General features: G+C 35.0%; 15 protein-coding genes. 9 read left to right on the top strand and 6 right to left on the bottom strand.

Annotation, left to right across the window (positions count from 1 at the left end; translation table 11 throughout):
* Positions 1-59 precede the first annotated feature (59 nt).
* Positions 60-1325, bottom strand: a complete 1266-nt coding sequence (gene lysA / locus PL77_RS00265) for a diaminopimelate decarboxylase (RefSeq protein WP_044200533.1) — start codon at positions 1323-1325, stop codon at positions 60-62.
* Positions 1326-1616: 291 nt separating this feature from the next.
* On the bottom strand, positions 1617-2471 hold the full coding sequence (locus PL77_RS00260; protein ID WP_044200531.1) for an Rpn family recombination-promoting nuclease/putative transposase: 855 nt from the start codon (positions 2469-2471) through the stop codon (positions 1617-1619).
* A gap of 115 nt (positions 2472-2586) precedes the next feature.
* On the opposite strand from PL77_RS00260, the gene PL77_RS00255 reads away from it, so the two are divergent.
* The 5 genes from PL77_RS00255 to PL77_RS00235 all read left to right on the top strand — a co-directional run bounded on the left by PL77_RS00255 (position 2587) and on the right by PL77_RS00235 (position 6849).
* Positions 2587-3720 carry a serpin family protein gene (locus tag PL77_RS00255; protein ID WP_044200528.1) on the top strand — a complete coding sequence of 378 codons (1134 nt, stop codon included), beginning with the start codon at positions 2587-2589 and terminating at the stop codon, positions 3718-3720.
* A 109-nt stretch (positions 3721-3829) separates the two neighbouring features.
* Positions 3830-4429, top strand: a complete 600-nt coding sequence (locus PL77_RS00250; RefSeq protein ID WP_044200527.1) for a YdeI family protein — start codon at positions 3830-3832, stop codon at positions 4427-4429.
* Positions 4430-4774: 345 nt separating this feature from the next.
* Entirely contained in the window at positions 4775-5080 is a 306-nt protein-coding gene (locus PL77_RS00245; protein ID WP_044200525.1) for a hypothetical protein, read from the top strand.
* A 126-nt stretch (positions 5081-5206) separates the two neighbouring features.
* Positions 5207-6097, top strand: coding sequence for a bifunctional methylenetetrahydrofolate dehydrogenase/methenyltetrahydrofolate cyclohydrolase FolD (folD, locus tag PL77_RS00240; RefSeq protein ID WP_044200523.1), 891 nt, complete (start codon positions 5207-5209; stop codon positions 6095-6097).
* A 107-nt stretch (positions 6098-6204) separates the two neighbouring features.
* The gene (locus PL77_RS00235; protein ID WP_044200521.1) at positions 6205-6849 is read left to right on the top strand and encodes a 7-carboxy-7-deazaguanine synthase QueE; all 645 of its coding nucleotides are present in this window, start codon (positions 6205-6207) and stop codon (positions 6847-6849) included.
* 460 nt (positions 6850-7309) lie between these two features.
* Here PL77_RS00235 and PL77_RS31985 read toward each other — a convergent pair whose 3' ends face one another.
* Positions 7310-7489 carry a hypothetical protein gene (locus PL77_RS31985; RefSeq protein WP_052444050.1) on the bottom strand — a complete coding sequence of 60 codons (180 nt, stop codon included), beginning with the start codon at positions 7487-7489 and terminating at the stop codon, positions 7310-7312.
* On the opposite strand from PL77_RS31985, the gene PL77_RS00230 reads away from it, so the two are divergent.
* Positions 7452-8789, top strand: a complete 1338-nt coding sequence (locus PL77_RS00230; protein WP_253273949.1) for a TrkH family potassium uptake protein — start codon at positions 7452-7454, stop codon at positions 8787-8789. The two genes, PL77_RS31985 and PL77_RS00230, sit on opposite strands and share 38 nt — an antisense overlap.
* A 166-nt stretch (positions 8790-8955) precedes the next feature.
* Complete coding sequence (locus tag PL77_RS00225) at positions 8956-9972, top strand: pirin family protein (protein ID WP_044200517.1); 1017 nt, start codon at positions 8956-8958, stop codon at positions 9970-9972.
* 243 nt (positions 9973-10215) lie between these two features.
* On the opposite strand, the gene PL77_RS00220 is transcribed toward PL77_RS00225, so the two are convergent.
* Entirely contained in the window at positions 10216-11091 is an 876-nt protein-coding gene (locus PL77_RS00220) for a hypothetical protein (protein WP_156152193.1), read from the bottom strand.
* A gap of 110 nt (positions 11092-11201) precedes the next feature.
* Here PL77_RS00220 and PL77_RS00215 point away from each other — a divergent pair, with 110 nt between their 5' ends.
* The gene (locus PL77_RS00215) at positions 11202-11858 is read left to right on the top strand and encodes a hypothetical protein (RefSeq protein ID WP_044200512.1); all 657 of its coding nucleotides are present in this window, start codon (positions 11202-11204) and stop codon (positions 11856-11858) included.
* A gap of 83 nt (positions 11859-11941) precedes the next feature.
* Here the strand turns inward: PL77_RS00215 and PL77_RS00210 are convergent, their stop codons facing one another.
* Both PL77_RS00210 and PL77_RS00205 read right to left on the bottom strand, forming a co-directional pair.
* Positions 11942-13447 (bottom strand): bifunctional ADP-dependent NAD(P)H-hydrate dehydratase/NAD(P)H-hydrate epimerase, encoded by a 1506-nt coding sequence (locus PL77_RS00210; RefSeq protein ID WP_044200510.1) that lies wholly within the window; start codon positions 13445-13447, stop codon positions 11942-11944.
* Positions 13448-13544: 97 nt separating this feature from the next.
* Positions 13545-14486, bottom strand: a complete 942-nt coding sequence (locus PL77_RS00205; RefSeq protein ID WP_044200508.1) for a nitronate monooxygenase family protein — start codon at positions 14484-14486, stop codon at positions 13545-13547.
* Positions 14487-14950: 464 nt separating this feature from the next.
* On the opposite strand from PL77_RS00205, the gene PL77_RS00200 reads away from it, so the two are divergent.
* Entirely contained in the window at positions 14951-19423 is a 4473-nt protein-coding gene (locus PL77_RS00200) for a di-heme oxidoredictase family protein (protein WP_172665779.1), read from the top strand.
* Positions 19424-19429 lie beyond the last annotated feature (6 nt).

Raw genomic sequence — 19429 nt, 5'->3', positions numbered from 1 at the left:
AATAAACGCCTTTCTACAAACTGTAAGAAAGGCGTTAAACAATGTGAGTTGTCTATATTTTAGTCTAATGAAGCTTCTTCTTTTACAGGGATAGAGGAGAATATATCCACTTGCCCTCTTGTAAGATCTTCTAACGTTTCTCTTTGTCTAATTAAATGAGGTACTCCATTGAATACCAACACTTCTGCTGGACGTAATCTTGAGTTGTAATTAGAACTCATAGAATAAGAATAAGCACCAGCATTTTCGATAGATAATAAATCACCAACTCGAACTTCATTCAGTTTTCTATCATAACCAAATGTATCTGTTTCACAAATGTACCCCACTACATCATACACACGTTTTGGTCCTTCAGGATTAGAAACGTTTTTGATATGATGATATGCATCGTACATCATTGGACGAATAAGGTGGTTTAAACCAGAGTCCACACCAACAAAAACTGCGGCAGGGCTATGTTTTAACACATTTACTTTTGTCAATAAATGACCGGATTCAGAAACTAAATATTTTCCTGGCTCAAACCAAAGTTCTAAATCTCTTCCATAAGAAGCACAGAAGTCTTGGAATGCTTTAGACATCTTTTTGCCCAATTCAGGAATATTAGTTACAATATCTTCCTCTTTGTAAGCGACTTTAAATCCAGAACCTAAGTCAATGAATTGCAGATTAGGGAAGTCTTTTGCACAATCAAACATTACGTTGGCAGCCATCAAGAATACTTCAGAATCTAAAATGTCAGAACCTGAGTGCATGTGCAGACCTACAACATTAATGTTATGGCTTTCTACAACTTTCTTTACATGAGACATTTGAAAGATAGAGATACCAAATTTAGACCCAATATGTCCTACTTGAATTTTTGCATTACCACCTGCAGTGATATGTGGATTGATTCTAATAGCACAAGGCACTGTATCTTGGTAAAGATCACCAAATTGCTCAAGGATAGCAATATTATCAATATTGATTACTACACCCAAAGCAACAGCTTCTTGGATTTCTTCAAAAGAAACCGAATTAGGAGTGAATAATATTCTTTCTTTTGGAAATCCAGCTTGAATACCTAATAGTACTTCTTGGATAGAAACACAATCCAAATCCACACCGTGCTCTTTTACTAACTTCAAAATACTCAAGTTAGATAAAGATTTCATTGCATATTTTATTCTTAAGTTTACACCATTAAATGCATTTCTTAATGTTGAGATCTGACTAATGATCTTATCCGCATCATATACATATAAAGGGGTTTGAAACTCGTTTGCAATATCCGTTACCGGTACACCTTGGATCTGATATTCTGAATTTTTTAATTCCATTCTCGGAAGAAGATTATAATTGATAATTTTACTATGAGACAAAAGTAATTTAAAAAAAAAGATAGTCCATACAAATCTCTTTTATTTACAAAAATAACAATAAGTGTTTCAGATAAAACTTTGTGTTATATAATTATTATTTTAATTAAAGCGACTACACTTCTTAATCTATTTAATCTATTAAGAGAAGATTTACCCTTACATTCACCTGAAATATGTTATAAATAAAATTCTTGGTTTAGGTTTATAGGTTTTATAAAAGTAAATATTTGAGGTTAACTTTTAGAAATACTACAATGTTATACTTTTCACCTCTTCAATAGTCAAACCTGAATAAAGAACTACTTTATCTATACTAAGCCCGTCCAGAAGCATTGATTTGGCAGCTTCGAAAGCTTTTCTTTTTTCACCTCTCTTTTCACCTATTTCGATACCTTCTTCTTTTGCTTGGTCCAATGTGTTCACATAATCTCTAAAAGTTTTGAGGGATTCCTCATAATTCACTTTGTCGGTTTCGTTCATAGCAGAATACTCAGAAATTTTGAATAATTTTTTAAAGGTTCTTTCTTGTAAAAGGGAAGGGATTTCATCTAGATTGGGCATGTTTTTGATGGCGAAAATCCATTTTTCAAAGATTGTACTATCTACAGTGAGAGGTTTGGAAAATTTTGGAAGTTCAAGGTATACAAAAGAGAGTTTATCATAGAAAGTATTCCCTTTCTCATCTCTTAGTTTGATGTTATGATGAAATTCATCTGAGTTATCAAAAGTAAAATTCATTAGTCCAATGACATAAACACCTTTTAGCTCATATTTCCAATCTGTCCCTTTTTCTGCTTGTTCTTGAATAGGGAAAGTAGCGTAATACAACGTTCTGTCTTTAAAAAATTCCTGTTTAGCTCTCTGTAGTTCAACAATGAATTTTTCGCCCATTTCATTTTCACAATAGAGATCATAGATGGCTTTTCTATCTATATCTCTCCTGGCAAGCTGTTCTTGTTGCTTGTATTCTAAAGTTTTAATCTGATCTTCTTTAGGTAAAATAGCATTTAGGAAATCAATTAAAATATCTTTATTTGCTTCCTCGCCAAATATTTTTTTAAAACCAAAATCAGTAAAAGGATTGATATATTTAGAATGTGCCATGCCCGAATCTTTTTTGTAAAGATGCTTTATAAAAAAGTAAATACCAAGGTTTACTTTTTTATGAATTCATGAAGAAATGGTAACAATCTTGCTCTAATGTGGAAAACACTTTTTTATGTACAGATTAATATTACTATTTACTTTTGCCTTTTTTTTGCAACCTCATCTATATGCTCAGAAAGAATACCAGTTAGTTGAAGTTGGGTTAAAGGAAGCGGAAAAGCTGAGCCAAGAGCAACAGAAGAATGTATTCTACTCTCCAGTCAGTCTTTATGTGCTCAATAGTATGTTGGCGAATATGGCCAAACATGAGACGAAAAAAGAACTGATGCATCATTTGGGTTATTCTAAGGATGAAATCGTCCTATTAAATTCTTATATAATTGATTTACAAAAAAGGCTAGGGAATAGTTGTATTTTGAAGAATGCAGTTAGATATCCTAAAGGTTATTCATTAAATAATGCTTTTAAAAAGATTTTAGCTGATGATTATAGTGGTGAAATAAAATCAAGTGATTTTGCTAGAAAAGGTGAGAGGGTGAAGACAGAGATTAATAATTGGTTTTATCAAAATACAGATTTTAAAATAAAGGATATGATAGAGTCCGTATCTCCAATGGATAAATTAATTCTGATGAATGCACTTTATTTCAAAGCGGAATGGGAGAGTCCTTTTGATGAGAAAAAGACCTATAAAAGATCTTTTGAGTTGGAAGGTGATCAATCCGTTGAGGTCGACTTTCTATCAAAAACGGAAGCTGTGAAATGCTTTTCTTCAAATAATGTAAAGGCTTTAGTGCTTCCTTACCAAGGAGATCATGAATTGTTACTGATTCAAACTCCCGTCTTTTCATATGATAAGATTACAAATCTTGAGAAGAGATTGAGAGAGAAGAAGATCCACTTTGAGTTTCCAAAGTTTGTGTTAAGTTCTTCTTTAGATTGTATAACTCTGATGCAATCCATGAATGTGACTTCCCCTTTTCAAAGCGGAGCAGATTTCTCAATGCTTTTCAAACAATCAGAGAACGATTTGTTTGTAAGTAAAATGTTTCAAAAGTCTTATTTGAAAGTGGATGAGATAGGTACAGTAGCAATAGCTGCTTCTGTAGCAAAAGTATCTCGAAGCTTGGATATGGAAGATTATGAAGAATATATCTTTAATAGCCCTTTTTACTTTATTATCCGTCACAAAGAGACAAAAGAACCATTGTTTATTGGTAAAATGAATAACCCCATATTGAATTGATTGAGGAAGAAACTAAAATTAGTAAATCACAATTTTTTCATTATTTTAAATGACATATTTAGAGAAGGAATAATCTATTATTTGCTAGAATAAACGAACCATTACAACTATGAAAAGGTATGCAACTGTTGAAGATTATATAGTATCTTCAGAAACATGGAAAGAAGAATTGATTTACCTCAGATCAATACTGAATGAAACGGAGCTGGAAGAAGGAATGAAGTGGGGGGCGCCTATTTATATGGTTAAAGGTAAAAATGTAGTAGGTATTGCTGCTTTTAAAAACTATGTTGGCTTATGGTTTCATCAAGGTGCATTATTACAAGATGAAGGTCAACACCTCATCAATGCTCAAGAAAACAAGACAAAAGCATTAAGACAGTGGCGATTTAATTCTTATGAAGAACTCAAACAGCATACTGATTTACTGAAAATATATATTCAAGAAGCTATTGAGAATCAGAAGGCAGGGAAAGTGGTAGAAACGGACCGTACTCCAAAACCATTGATATTACCCAATGAATTGGTAGATGCTTTTACAAAAGATAAGAATTTAGAGTCTGGCTTTAAAAGTCTTTCTCTCTCGAAAAAAAGAGAATATGGAGAGTACATCGCATCTGCTAAAAGAGAGGCTACCAAAATTTCGCGACTTGAAAAAGTAATTCCGATGATTAAAGATGGAGTAGGTCTCAATGATAAATACAAATAAACGCTTATTTATATTCATTCTTAAAAATATGTTAAATACTTTTGCCTCGTAAAATTTAAAAAAATATGAAATACATCAGCTTACATATCGACACTCCTCAAGGATTTTCTCTTTGCGAAAGCAGAGTGAGGGAGATGCTGTATGAAGCGATGTAGGAATATCTATATATTTATGAAATAGGTCCTGATGCTTCGGTATCAGGACCTTTTTTTATGTTTCACTTTTTAAACCACGAGTTGATATGACTTCAATTCCAAAACAAAATTTCCTTGCCTACGGGAAGGATTGGTCACAATTTTTAATCAAGAAAAAATTTCAAAAACAAAGACATCAAAAATTAAAACAATGAAAAAGAACACACTATTTTTTGGATTGATCACTTTGATCGTGATCGGATCGACATGTGCAATAAACCTAGCAATGTTTGTTGCCTTAGCTAAAACAGCTTTATACTTAGGAGGTACCACATTTTTTGTGTTAATGCCCTTTTTCCTTTTCAAAGGAGAAAAGAAAACCAATGAAAATACAAACAAAGACGTGCCTCACCCAATGTTGAAAAGAAATATCAATTCTGTAAAAACAACATTGTTGGAAAAAGGAGAAAAAGAAAACACCTATATGTCAATCTATAGAGTGAATAATTCTCCATGAGTGTAACGCTGTGGTTATTCTAAAAATGAAGTTCATAATAAAAAAAAATACATTTTTTAGAAAAAAGAAACGAAAGTCATTACTTTTGTGCTTCGATAAATTTTTTAGGATAACCACAAATATTCCATGCAACTAATTGACGGAAAAGCGACTTCAAATGCAATCAAGCAAGAAATTGCTGAGGAAGTAAGAAAACTGACTGCCGCAGGAGGCAAGAAACCACATTTAGCCGCTATTTTAGTTGGTGAAGACGGTGCAAGTAGAACATATGTGAATCATAAAGTAAAATCTTGCGAGCAAGTAGGATTTGATTCAACATTATGTAAATTCGACGCCGACATAACAGAAGAGAAATTACTTCAAGCCATCGAAGACCTTAACAATAATGATGATATTGACGGATTTATTGTTCAACTTCCATTACCAAAACACATCGATGAGACTAAAGTAACAGAGGCAATTGATCCTAAAAAAGATGTGGATGGTTTTCACCCGGCAAACCTAGGCAAAATGATGTTAGGTTTACCAACATTCCTTCCCGCAACACCTTACGGTATCGTTCAACTGTTAGATAGATACAACATTGAAACTTCAGGAAAGAAATGTGTGATTGTTGGTCGTTCTCATATTGTAGGTACACCAATGAGTTTACTAATGTCTCGTAACAGTAAAGTAGGAAACTGTACAGTGACTTTAACACATAGTAGAACACAAAACTTAAAAGAAGAGTGTCTATCGGCTGATATCTTGATCGTAGCATTAGGAAGAGCAGAGTTTGTGACTGCTGATATGGTCAAAGAAGGAGCTACTGTAATCGATGTTGGTATTACAAGAATTGAAGACCCTTCAAAAAAATCAGGTTTCTCATTGAAAGGTGATGTGAAATTTGATGAAGTAAGCGAAAAAGCAAGTTGGATTACTCCAGTTCCAGGTGGAGTTGGACCAATGACAGTAGTTTCTTTACTGATGAATACTTTAGAGTCAGTAAAAAGAAAATCTGTTAAGGAAACAATATAAGTTATAATAAATCGCATTTTTTTACGAAATTTGCGATCTGAGTCCTTCAAGGGTTCCCTCACCCCTTGAAGGGCTTTTTAATCTCACATAAATAAAAAGGATTTTTAATGGTTAAGCATTTAGAATATACTACGAAGGAACGCGTGCAGTTGGGCCTTTCGCTTCCCGTTATGGAAGCATTTTACACGATTCAAGGAGAAGGAGCATATACAGGGCAGGCAGCCTATTTTATCAGATTAGCAGGTTGTGATGTTGGATGTGTTTGGTGTGATGTTAAAGAATCTTGGGAACAAGACAAACATCCCGTTTTAGCAGTAGAGGAAATTGTTCAAAATGCAAAAAAATACCCAGGACGTTTAGCCATCATCACTGGAGGAGAACCATTAATGCATGATCTTGGTCCACTGACTGAGAAATTGAAAGAAGAAGGCTTCCATATCAATATTGAAACTTCAGGAGCTCACCCGTTAAGTGGAGAATTGGATTATATCACTTTATCTCCTAAAAAATTTAAGCAACCTGTCGAAGAAGTTTATCAAAAAGCCAGTGAATTTAAAGTAGTCGTTTATAACAAAGCCGATTTAAAATGGGCTGTTGAGTTATCTGAAAAATTATCAGACGATTGTAAACTTTATATTCAACCTGAATGGTCGAAAAGAGAGAAAATCACACCTTTGTTAGTAGAGTTTGTAAAGAGCAATCCAGAGTGGTATTTGTCGTTACAAACACACAAGTATATCGATATTCCATAGAAATTTTTTGTTTTTCAATTTAACATTGAATGAATGTTATTATATTTGACCCTTATAACTATTAATCTTCTATGGGTTCAAACACAAATGACTTCATAAATCAATGGTTGCTTAAGTATCAACTACCAGTCTTTAAATATGAACGAATAGCTTCTGTTATTAATACATTTGTTGCTGTAGTTATACTGATTTACAATTATGGGTTTTATCTATCGGAGGATGACATAAGAGTATTACTATCTGTTCTTGATGTTATCGTCTTTGTATACTGTATTTCTTACTTACTACGAATTATTTTTTCCACCAATCGTTTTAAGTTTTTTAAGTCAACCTTCATAGAAGGTACTTTTCTTTTGTATATCGCCTTCAATGGCCTTTTTCACTATTTTTTTGGTGTACGATTAGTCGAAGAGTTTCTAAAAAGTTTCTGGATTGAAAATCCGTTTTTACAATACGTTAATTACCTGTTTTTCTGTTTATTCATTCTGATTTGTATTGAGATCACAAAAAGCTCATCCGCATTATCAGAATTTAAGATTAAACCTTCTACTACTTTCATTTTCAGTTTTATATTATTGATTTTGTTAGGAACGTTTGGTTTAATGCTTCCTGCATGTTCAGTAGGAGTTGATGAAAGCATGTCATTTCTAGATGCACTTTTTACTTCCGTAAGTGCTTCTTGCGTAACAGGATTGGCAGTAGTTGATACAGGTCAGTTTTTTACATTCAAAGGGAAAATTGTGATCCTTTTACTCGCTCAGCTTGGAGGTATTGGTATCGTTTCTTTTGCAACTTTCTTTGCTACATTCTTATCTAAAGGGGTAAGTTTAAAACATAAAACCATTATACAAGACGTATTAAGTAGTGAGGATTTGTCGTCAGCAACAGGCCTTTTGAGGAAAGTTATCTTTTTGACCTTATTGATTGAAGCGTTAGGTTCTATTTTTATATTCTTTTCATGGGATAGTAACCTTGTCTTTAATAACCTCTTTCAGAAAATATTCTATTCAATCTTTCACTCTATTTCAGCCTTCTGTAATGCAGGTTTTAGTTTGTTCCCAGATAGTTTAAATACCTATATCGTCTCCGATGAAACGACAGAATTTAATGCTTCAGGAATGGTCATAGACCTAAGGCACATGTATGGATTACATATTGTGATTGGTTTTATTATCATCTTCGGAAGTTTTGGTTTTACTACAATTGAAGAGATTTTTTCACCAAAGAAAATTGCTGATCGATTTAGAAATCCTTGGAAGAAATATTCTATTGGTACATCGATATCCTTATACTCTACCGTAATCCTGATACTAATTGGTATGGTGGCCGTTTTCTTTTTGGAAATTGATGAATTAAGAGAAGATAGAACATTATTCGAATCATTAGTGGCTTCCTTTTTCCAATCTGTAACTACAAGGACAGCTGGATTTAACTCCATGGATTTTGGAAGTATGAAACCTTCTACGATTATAGTGATGATCTTTTTAATGTTTATTGGTGCAGCACCGGGTTCAACAGGTGGTGGTATTAAGAGTAGTACTTTTTATGTATTACTGCTTTCGTCAATTGGTATTATTAGAGGTCAGGAAAGAATTGTAGTGCGTAAAAGAACGATCAGTGATGATAATATAAAGAGGTCTTATTCCATCTTTATGTTCGCTGCCATTTATAATTTAGTGGCTATTTTTGTCTTGACAATAACAGAACTCGATAACCCTAATATAGATATTCTGCCTTTAGTCTTTGAGCAAATTTCAGCTTTTGGTACGGCAGGCTTAAGTATGGGAATTACCGGTGAACTCTCTTCGATTGGAAAAGTGATCATTATTTTATCCATGTATATTGGAAGGGTAGGAACACTGACACTGGCTTTAGCATTAAGTTCAACAGTTCAAACGAATAAGTTCCAATATCCAGAAGCCCATGTGATGGTAGGGTAAAGGATCAATTGCAAAATCATCAAATTATAAATTTGCCTCCTTGTACTTTCTCTTTTGAAAGAAGTATCAAGGAGGTTTTCTTTTTTTACGCTTTTTCAATTTGGTATTTAATTATATTTTCACTTAATTTGTTTGAACAAATAATGTATAAACAATATATAAAAATATGAAAGAGCAAAAAATATATTCAGTGCAATCAATAGGTAATCAATGGCCAACGTTAGATCCATTTTTATTTACCGCACACCATAAAGAAATATATCCCAAAGGAAATGAAGACATGAGTATTTCTGTACCATTAGAAGGAAGAAATATTGGATCTGATTTTTCAGGGAAAGATGGTTTTAGTATGTATCATGGAAGAAAGATTCCGGGTTTTCCATATCATCCACACAGAGGTTTTGAAACGGTAACGATAGTGGAGGAAGGGTTAGCAGATCATTCTGATTCATTAGGTTCAGCAGGTAGATTTGGAGAAGGTGATGTACAATGGATGACTGCAGGAGCAGGTGTACAGCATTCTGAAATGTTTCCTTTATTGAATACTGAGGAGGAGAATCCATTAGAGTTATTTCAAATTTGGTTGAACCTTCCTAAAAAGGATAAAATGGCGTTACCGAGTTATAAAATGCTTTGGCATGAAGACATTCCAATCGTCAATGAAAAAGATGAAGAAGGAAATGAAATTAACGTTAAAGTGATTGCTGGAGATTATTTAAAACAACAACCATTGTCTCCAACGCCTGACTCTTGGGCTTCAGAAGCATCAAATAAAGTAGCGATTTGGAGAGTAAAGCTTTCTCCTAATGCAGTTTGGAATATTCCTAAAGATTCAGCCGAGGTCAATAGAGTTATTTATTTTTATAGAGGTAATTCTATTGAAGTGGAAGATAAAACCGTTGATAAAAATAGTCTCTTTCATATTAATCCAACAGAGAGTATATCAGTAAAGGCAGGTGATACGGATACGTATGTTCTTCTATTACAGGGAATACCTATCAATGAACCTGTAGCACAACACGGTCCATTTGTAATGAATACAAAAGAAGAATTACAAGAAGCTTTTGCGGATTACCAAAGAACTGAATTTGGAGGTTGGCCTTGGGATAAAAAAGAGATGGTTCATGATAAAAGTAAAGGGCGTTTTGCTTTGCATGCAGATGGTGCATTAGAGGAGAAGTAAAGAATACCTTTTTGGCTTAGTACTTATAAAAAAACAGACAATCGAATTGATTAAGATTGTCTGTTTTTTCTTGTCTATAAGCAGTTGCACATTTGAAATTGGTAGAAGTTGGATTATTATTTTTTCAGTCTAATCAAGGCAGAATAGAAGAGCATAGCCGAAGCTACGTGATGATATTCTAACGTAGAGAAGGCTAAAAAAGAAAATTCAAAACTTCCGATTTTAATTGTACAACTGTTTAATTTATTGTTCGATTGAAAAATAAATTACTTTTTCCTGAAACCCTTTCTTATTTGTTTTTTGTAAAGAAAGCCATTCTTGAAAACCTTCAGGTGAGATTGTTTTGATTCCACCTTCCTCTGTTTTCAATATAGGTTTATCGTATTCAGTGGGACAATAAATAACATATAAACGATTAAAGATTCTTTTAGGCCCCATAGTAGAAAGCACCAACTCATCGACTTGTCTGCTACTGATTCCTTCAAAACTTTCGGCTTTTTTAGGATCAAAGAAAATATACTCTTGATCTGCCTTTACTTTATAAGGATTAGCATGATCTCCATGCATAGTAGAATATGGAAATAATCGGTATACCTTGTCGTTTTCTCTCATATAAATACTCACAAACCCACTTTTAGGAGATTGAAAGTAAGTATAAAAATGAGACATTTCTTTAAACATTGTTGTTTCGCAATTGGCCCCTGAACAATTTAAAGTTGATGCCTTAAAATTCAATTCTGGTGCATCAATCGCTCTGCCTTTACCTTCTACTTCGCACTCTAAATAAATCACTTGTTTGTCGTTTTCAGTGGTAAGGTGCCAAGTGTATTCTACATCCTCTGTTTTAATCCATTCTCCTTTTACGGTAGCAGTATTAAGAGATTGAAGTTCCATGGCAGTATTTCCTAACCGTAGATCAGATGCAGAAGAGAGGTTGGTGCCGAATGCATCTGCCAAAGCCATAATTTGAGCTTTTCGTAATAACGTCTCCTTAAATTCACCAACGGTATGCGTATCTTCCAATTGTTCAGTGACTTTGCCTTTAATCTTTTTTGCTTTTTGGGCATAACTGTACATTGTTAGGCTAATAAAAAAGGTAATGAAAACAATCTTTTTCATATTAATTTACTAGTATTAGTTGTTCTTTTTAATTTGATCTGTCAATTTAAATTATATTATTTATATATTTAAGTTCGTAACTGACAATTACTTTTTTAATTTATTAAACTATGAGAAATAAATTCACTTTAAGTTTTTTACTTGTTTTAGCTTCAATGTTTTTTATTGCAAATGAGAATCATGCCCAAACCAAAAAAGAAAAAAAAGCTACTCTTAAAGAATTAAAAGGCAAGGCAGTTAAAGATGCTAGAAAAGCTGCAAAAGGTCTTAGGAAACAAGGATATTCTGAAATTCCTGGTGACTTACCGATGGATATGCAAATTGAAAATTCATATTTAGCACGTTTGTCAACTGATGATATGGGTAACCCTAAGTTTTTTGTAACTACTCAGGAGTCAAAAGCAGAATCATTTGCTGCGGCAAAACAAGCAGCTATGCAATTATGTTTGACTGATATTGCTTCACAAATAGGATCTGAGATTGTAGGTAGAATTAAATCAAACGTGGCGAACTCAGAAGGGATGTCTGATGCAGCTTCTGTCACTGAGGTGATTGGTGCTTACCAAAACAATGTTTCAGCACGTTTAGGTAGAACAACCCCAATTGTAATGTTAAAAAAGGTAGACGGTTTGACATATATCACAATGTCAATCAAATATCCAATTGCTGAGGCTGAAAGAATTGTAAAAGAAGATTTGAGAAAAGAATTAGCAAGTAAAGCGGATATGAATCAGGATGAAATCAATGGTTTATTAGATATTCGTTAAGCAAAATATATTTATAAAAATTATAAAGCCACATTTTCATTTTTTGAGAATGTGGCTTTTTTATGTCGAGTTATTTTTATGGCTTACTCTAATAAACTGATGAATGCTTTTCCTAGGGAATCAATCACATCTGAAGTAATCAAACTTTCATAACCTTTATCTTGAACCGCAATATCGGCAGCTTTACCATGTAAATAAACGCCAAGTAATGCCGCTTCTTTTGGTGAATATTGTTGGGAGAGTAAACCCGTAATGATCCCCAATAGTGCATCTCCACTTCCTCCTTTTGCTAATCCAGGGTTGCCAGATGAATTAAAATGAACTTCTCCATTTGGAAGGCAAACAGCAGTATTAGCACCTTTCAAAACAATAATAATTTGACGATGTATTGCCATTTTACGTGCTGCTTCAACTCGATCAAAAGACTGAACATAATGTACTCCCGTTAGTCTTTCAAATTCACCAACGTGAGGAGTAAGAATAGAATTTTCAGGAATAAAATCCCACCATTCTTCGTTTTGAGCTAGAAGGTTTAATGCATCTGCGTCTAGCACAATTGGCTTTTCAAAGTCTTCAATTATAGATCGAATAGCAATTCTCGTTTGATCATGCTGACCTAGTCCGGGGCCAATTCCTATAGCCGTGAAATTTTTAAGTAACGTAGAAGCAACAATATGATTTTTTGAAGGGTCTGCAATACACATTGCTTCCGGGAGGGTAGCTTGCATAATTTCATAACCGCAAGATGGAACTAGGGAAGTGGTTTTTCCAGTACCTGATCTTAATGCAGCTCTTGTAGCTAATTGAATAGCACCAATCATTCCTTTTGAACCACCGACTAACAGGGTATTTCCAAATTTCCCCTTATGATCAAATTTATTTCTTGGTTTATAAATTTGTTTGATGACATCATCCGTAGAAAAGAAATGATTAGAATTTGTATCGTTAATGTATTCCTGATGAAGATGAATTGGAATTACGATCATTTCACCTACATTTTTAGCATTTTCTACAAAAAGCATGGAAAGTTTAGGTGTTTCTAAAGTGAGCGTAATATCTGCTTCTATGATCCCTTGAAAGTGGCTAGAGTAGTGATCCGCATATAAACCTGAGGCAATATCAATAGATATGACGGGCGAATTAGATTGATTTATTGTGATAATTGTTTTTTGAGTGATTCCTTTTGGTGCTCTTGATAAACCAGAACCAAAAATACAATCAATAATTACTGTGTCCTTCGACAAAGACGGTACATCATCTTCATTTTTAATGGAATAGCATGCTACTCTTTGAGGTAATCGCTCTAAATTTTCACTGAAATCTTTCGAAGGATTATCAGAAAAATGGACGATATAACAAGTGACATTGAAACCTTCGTTACTGAGCAATCGAGCCATCACGAGACCATCGCCACCATTGTTTCCCACACCACAAAAGAGAGTAACGTCCTTGAAGTTACTACAGTTTTCCAAATACCAGTCTGTCAGTTTTGTGGCCGCTCGCTCCATAAGGTCGAGGCTTGATATGGGCTCATTTTCAATAGTGTATTTATCCCAAGCTCTGATTTGTTCAGCTGTAAAAAGTTTCATATTTATGAGTAACAGTGTTGTGTTATACTTAAAAGCATGTTTCAAGAGAATACTCAAAACATGCTTAGAATATTAATTTACAACATAAATGGATTAATTACCCATTTATTAATTGATTTTTGGCTGTATTAAATTCCTCCATCATTTCAGAGACCACTTCACCAGCTGACTTAATAGAATCAATCTGTGAGGAAACTTGTCCAATTTCAATTTCACCTTCATCTAAATCTCCTTCAAAAATACCTTTTTTAGATCTTCTTTTACCAAGAATTTCGACTAACTCTTCTTTCGAGGCACCTCTTGCTTCCGCTTCCGCAACTCTCTCATAGAATTTATTTTTGATTAATCTTACAGCGGTTAAGTCTTTTAATGTTAAGACCGTTTCACCTTCACCGACTTCAACTACTTTATTTTTAAAGTTATCATGAGCAGATGATTCTTTGGTAATCGCAAAACGAGACCCTACTTGTACACCTTCAGCACCTAAAGCAAAACAAGCCAACATTGCTTTTCCAGAGCCAATACCACCTGCGGCAATGACAGGTATTTCCAATTGTTCAGCAATCGGTGGAATCAAACAAAGTGTTGTCGTTTCTTCTTTACCGTTGTGACCTCCTGCCTCAAATCCTTCTGCTACAATCGCATCTACGCCTGCATCCTGAGATTTCAAGGCAAACTTCAGTGATGACACAACTTGTACTACTTTGATGCCATGTGACTTTAAAAATGCTGTATATTTTTTAGGGCTTCCTGCCGATGTAAATACAATAGGAACTTTCTCGTCAATAATAATTTCCATTAGTTTATCCACTTCAGGATAGAATAAAGGAATATTTACACCGTAAGGTTTATCAGTTGCTTTTTTACATTGTTGAACGTGCTCCAAAAAAGTTTCAGGATGCATTGATCCTGCTCCAATTAATCCTAAGCCACCTGCATTACTCACTGCAGAAGCTAATTTCCAGCCACTACACCATACCATTCCACCTGAAATAATTGGATATTGAATATCAAAAAGTTCACAAATTCTGTTTTTCATTTGATGTTTATGATTTTAGTGATACATGTTTTAAACATGTTCTTTGATTTCTTTGGAGGTGAAAGTAATTAAAATAGTGTGAATAATTTGGGAACAAACGTCATCAAAGAAGTAATTTTTTATTGATAATTCCCTCTCTTTTTTGGTATAGAAGTAATTGTGTAACTACGTCAAATACTCTGGATATTCGATTAAAACGTATTATATACGTCTAAAAAAGCCCTTTTTCTCATGTAGCTCCATTTTTAAACTACTCAATCTGATTTGAAGTAATTGAAATTTTTAAGTGACGTTGTGTAAAAAGGATGTGTTTTTTCAAGTGTACTATTAACGTATTATTATCAGTAGATTTGTAGTACATCAACATAATTCGAAAAGGATTCTCGTATGCTACCTTTCAGCAACACTTAACTATGAATAGTGGTATGGAATCTTTTTTAATGAATTAAAAATCAGTTATGTTGATGAAAAACTTTATAGGATATTGTTCCATGTTGGTTCAATATTCTTTACTCAAACTTTTAAAGCAGTTTTCTCTTTGCACTGTTTTACTATTACTCTCTTTCAACATCTCAAGCTTTGCCCAAGGTTATGGAATAGAAGTGAAAGCATCTGGCGATGCCGTGATCTATTTTGAACATCAACCCGAATGGACCGGTGGGTGGAATTACATTTGCTTGGGGGCAGATTGTAGGAGCGGTGAAAAAATTGGAAATAGATGGGAAAGACCCACTTCCAATATTACAGCAGGTAATACGTATGATATTCAAATTAAAATTGCAGCGTCTAACGGTCAATTCATCTCGCCCGTCTATACTGTAGTGGCTACAGAAGAGGGGGCTTCTACACCAACTTGTGATGATGGCATTCAAAATGGTGATGAAACAGGAATTGATTGTGGTGGATCATGTACACCTTGTCAAACCGAACCTTTACCAACTTGTGACGATGGCATTCAAAATGGTGATGAAACGGGAATTGATTGTGGCGGATCATGTACACCTTGCCAAACTGAACCTTTACCGACTTGTGATGATGGTATTCAGAATGGTGATGAAACAGGTATTGATTGTGGCGGGTCTTGTACACCTTGTCAGGTCGATTCAGGTACTGAGGTGATTATTGAAGCCGAAGCAGCGACAATTTTAGGAGGAGCAAGTTTATATAGTGACTTGTCAGCATCAGGAGGTCAAGGTGTGGCTTATATTTCATCACAAGGAGCTGGTTTTGAAATTAAAAATACGCCTAATGCTATTTCAGTAGAAATCGTTTATGCATCAGAACAAAGCGGAGCAATTTCTTATTTTATCAATGGTATTGACAAAGGAAATGCAACTTTTACAGCGACAGGAGCATGGGTCAATAGTTATCAGAGTATTGTGATCCAAGAGGTGATGAATGCTGGTGATGATTTCTCTATTGTATATCAAACAGGAGATAATGCACTTAATATTGATCAAGTGAAGTTTGTAGTAGGGGAACCCCAACCATGTACAGGTTTAAATGACCTTTCGAATGTTTTTAGAAGTGTATCAACGATCAATGAAACTTCTAATGGAGCTTTAGATGGTAGTGTATCTATCAATTTTGATAATGTAAATAATGATTATGACTCCATTACATTTAATTTAGATAATACAGATTATACTGTGGCTTTGACAGAACAATCTTTGACAATTGATAATAAAGCATCCGGTGCTTATAATCTGACTGCACGTTGGTCAAATGATGAATGTGAAATCCAATTGGGAACAGTTGCCGTAGGATCATGTGAAAATGGTTTGAAAGATGGAAATGAAGTTGGTATTGATTGTGGTGGAGTTTGTTTGGAATGTGTAAACCCTGAACCAACAAAAGAACTTGTTATTTCTATTGCAACTTCACCTGAATACGGTGAATATTTAATTGCCAAATATGATGATCAGCCTGCCAAGACGATTTATACATGGACAAGTGATAATAGTGAATTTACGAACTGTACAGGAGGATGTGCTCAAAGCTGGCCTTATGTTGTGACAGATGCTAAACTGAATCTAAACTTACCATCACGTTTACCAAATGGAGTAACTGGTGAATTTGGTTTAAGTGGTACTTGTGATGGTCAATTACAATTGACACTCAATGGACAACCCCTTTATTATTATTCAGGAGATAATAACGAAGGAGATATCAATGGTGAAGGAGCCAATGGTTCTTGGTGGATAGTGAAAGAGGAAGTAGTAGATACTTGTTCAGATGGTATTCAAAATGGTGATGAAACAGGCGTAGATTGTGGAGGTTCATGTACACCTTGTCAATCAGGTGGAACTGGAGAAGGAACATGTAGTGAATTTGGTCTTACCATCGTGGATGGACAAGGCATTTTATATTTTAGTGAAGAAGCAGGAACTGCGTTGTACTTGTGTTTGAATGGAGGTTGTTACCCTCCAGATGTTCAAGAAGATGGATATTATAAAAGAAATGTGACTGTAAGTGCAGGAGTGGACTATACTATTAAAGTACAAGGTAGTAATGAGCAAGAAAAAGTAGCTCAAGTGACACAATGTTATTTTGTTCCAACCTGTAATGATGGTATTCAGAATGGAGACGAGACGGGTGTTGACTGTGGTGGATTGAGTTGTGCGCCATGTCCAACTTGTGACGATGGTATTCAGAATGGAGATGAGACGGGTGTCGATTGTGGTGGTAGTGAATGTATCTCATGTGATCTAGTCTGTAATGGCACACCCAATCCAAATGCTACCATTTCAAGTACAAATGAGTCATTTGAAAACGAGAATGATGGTACGATCACTTTTGCTTTTGATGATGTAGAGGGAAGAGCTGTATTGGAATTCTCTTTAGATGGAGGTGTAACTTATCCTCACATAAAACAAGATGATTCCCAATGGTTTACTTTAGCAGATATGTCACCAGGTACCTATGATATAGTTGTACGTTGGGGTGATGGAGGAGAATGTCCAATTAACTTGGGAGAAGTTACCATTAAAGAAGGTGGACCTTTACCAACTTGTTATGATGGTATTAGAAATCAAGGAGAAACAAGAGTAGATTGTGGAGGACCTTGTGCACCTTGTGAAGAAGACCCTTGTGGAGATATACCATTGGTGGTTTATCCTGCACCAGCATTACCGACTCCAACCATTGGAAGCCCTGCTAGGGAACATGGATGGTCTTTTGATTTGAGTGAAGATTTAACAGAGGTTTCAGTAAATGTTGGCCCAGGTGTTTTGGATCAGATGCAAACTAATGCAGGTTCTTTTGAAATGCATTGCTCATGTAACCAAGTAACATTTTACACCGCTGAATTGGGAGATGATTTCCAAGCAAAAGTACCAGAAGAATGTGTAGGAGCAGGAGATTATTACTACTTCTTCCGTTATAAGCGTAATACACAGATGAATACGTATGATCCAGCTGATATTTGGCATTACTCAGGTTTATTTACAACTAAAGGAGAAAGAGTAGACCCTGATAATCGACCAACAATCACTTCAAAGGGAGCAAGTTGGATGCGTTTTAGACACCCTCATCCTCAGGATGGTATTACAGAGGCTATTTTTGATGCCTCACACAATGGCTCATTATTAAGAACATTGGATCGATACGAAACAGTGGTAACAGACGGTTCAGATAATGTCCGTTTTGAGCAGTTCTTATATTCTACAAAAGATTATACCATCCGTCACAAAGATCAAGACAACCTACCTGATAAAGATAAACTGATTTGGGAAGGAGGAAACAGAATCCCTGTCCGAAGAATGGAGTTTTTGGCGAAAGGTGGTGCTTCAACACCTTCTTATTCTGCATATATAGCACCAGGTGGTCCAACTTTGGATGAAGGAGGAGATCTTTACCCTTGGTCAGATATTAATACCGTGAATTATGGTAATATCATTTCTTATGAAATTACCGCAGTTACTGCTTTGGTAGACGGAGTGCCATGGAGTAAAGGAGCACAACACTACAATACATTCCAGAACTATGTGGTAGGACAAGGTTTCAATACATTTGGAGATCCTCGTTTATCTATGGCAGGGAAAGCCTCTAGTAATATGATTTTATCAGGTTCTGGACAGTTTACGAAAGAGGAACAGGATGCAGTATTTACTCAACATCTAATCACTTTAGAGGACGATGATGATGTAGATGATTTCTTGGAAGGGCATCACTTATTCCATGGTGTACGACATAGAGGACAAGGTGATGGTCAGCAAGACAATAGAGTACTGGGAGAGGTGAAAATTGGATCTACAACTTGTGGAACATGTCACTTTAGAGATGGTAGAGGTTCAGAATTAGTCAGCACACCAAAAGGAATGTTACTTCCACCACCAGTGTATGGGGTTGGTTTACTCCAATGGATTGCAGGTGCAGAGGTAGGATTAACTTGGGATGGTTCTCAACCTACGGTAGAAAGTCAGACAGTAGCAGCATTGTTAAATGATCATGGTATTGATGCGAGTGATCCAAATCAGATTACACAAGAGGATGTCGATTTAATTGTGGCCTACACGAAATTCTTAACTGTACCGACAAGATCCAAAGGTGTTTATGATGATCCTGCAGTAGGATTAGGTCATATTAAATTCTTAGAAGCGGGTTGTGCAGGCTGTCATACTGAAACTCAGAAAACGAGAAATGATGCTCCAAAAGAGTTAAGAGACTTAGTGATTCGTCCTTACACTGATATGAAATTACACGATGTTGGTACAGGTGGATCTTACAGAACACCTGCTCTTTGGGGATTGTATTACAACTTACAACTTCTAGAACGAAATGGTAGAAACCTCTTGTTTATGCACAATGGATCAGCTACCACAACAGATCAAGCGATTATGCAACATGGAGGTGAAGCAGCAGGAGCTAGAGCAGCTTATGAGGCTTTGACAACTGAAGAAAAACAAGCGGTAGTAAAATTTGTAGAATCTCTTTAATCGATA

It is taken from the genome of Flammeovirga sp. OC4 (genome assembly GCF_000812565.1).
In the GTDB taxonomy this organism is placed as follows: Bacteria; Bacteroidota; Bacteroidia; order Cytophagales; family Flammeovirgaceae; genus Flammeovirga.
The sequence above is the reverse complement of the archived record's forward strand: the minus strand, read 5'-3'. Positions and strand labels throughout refer to the sequence as shown.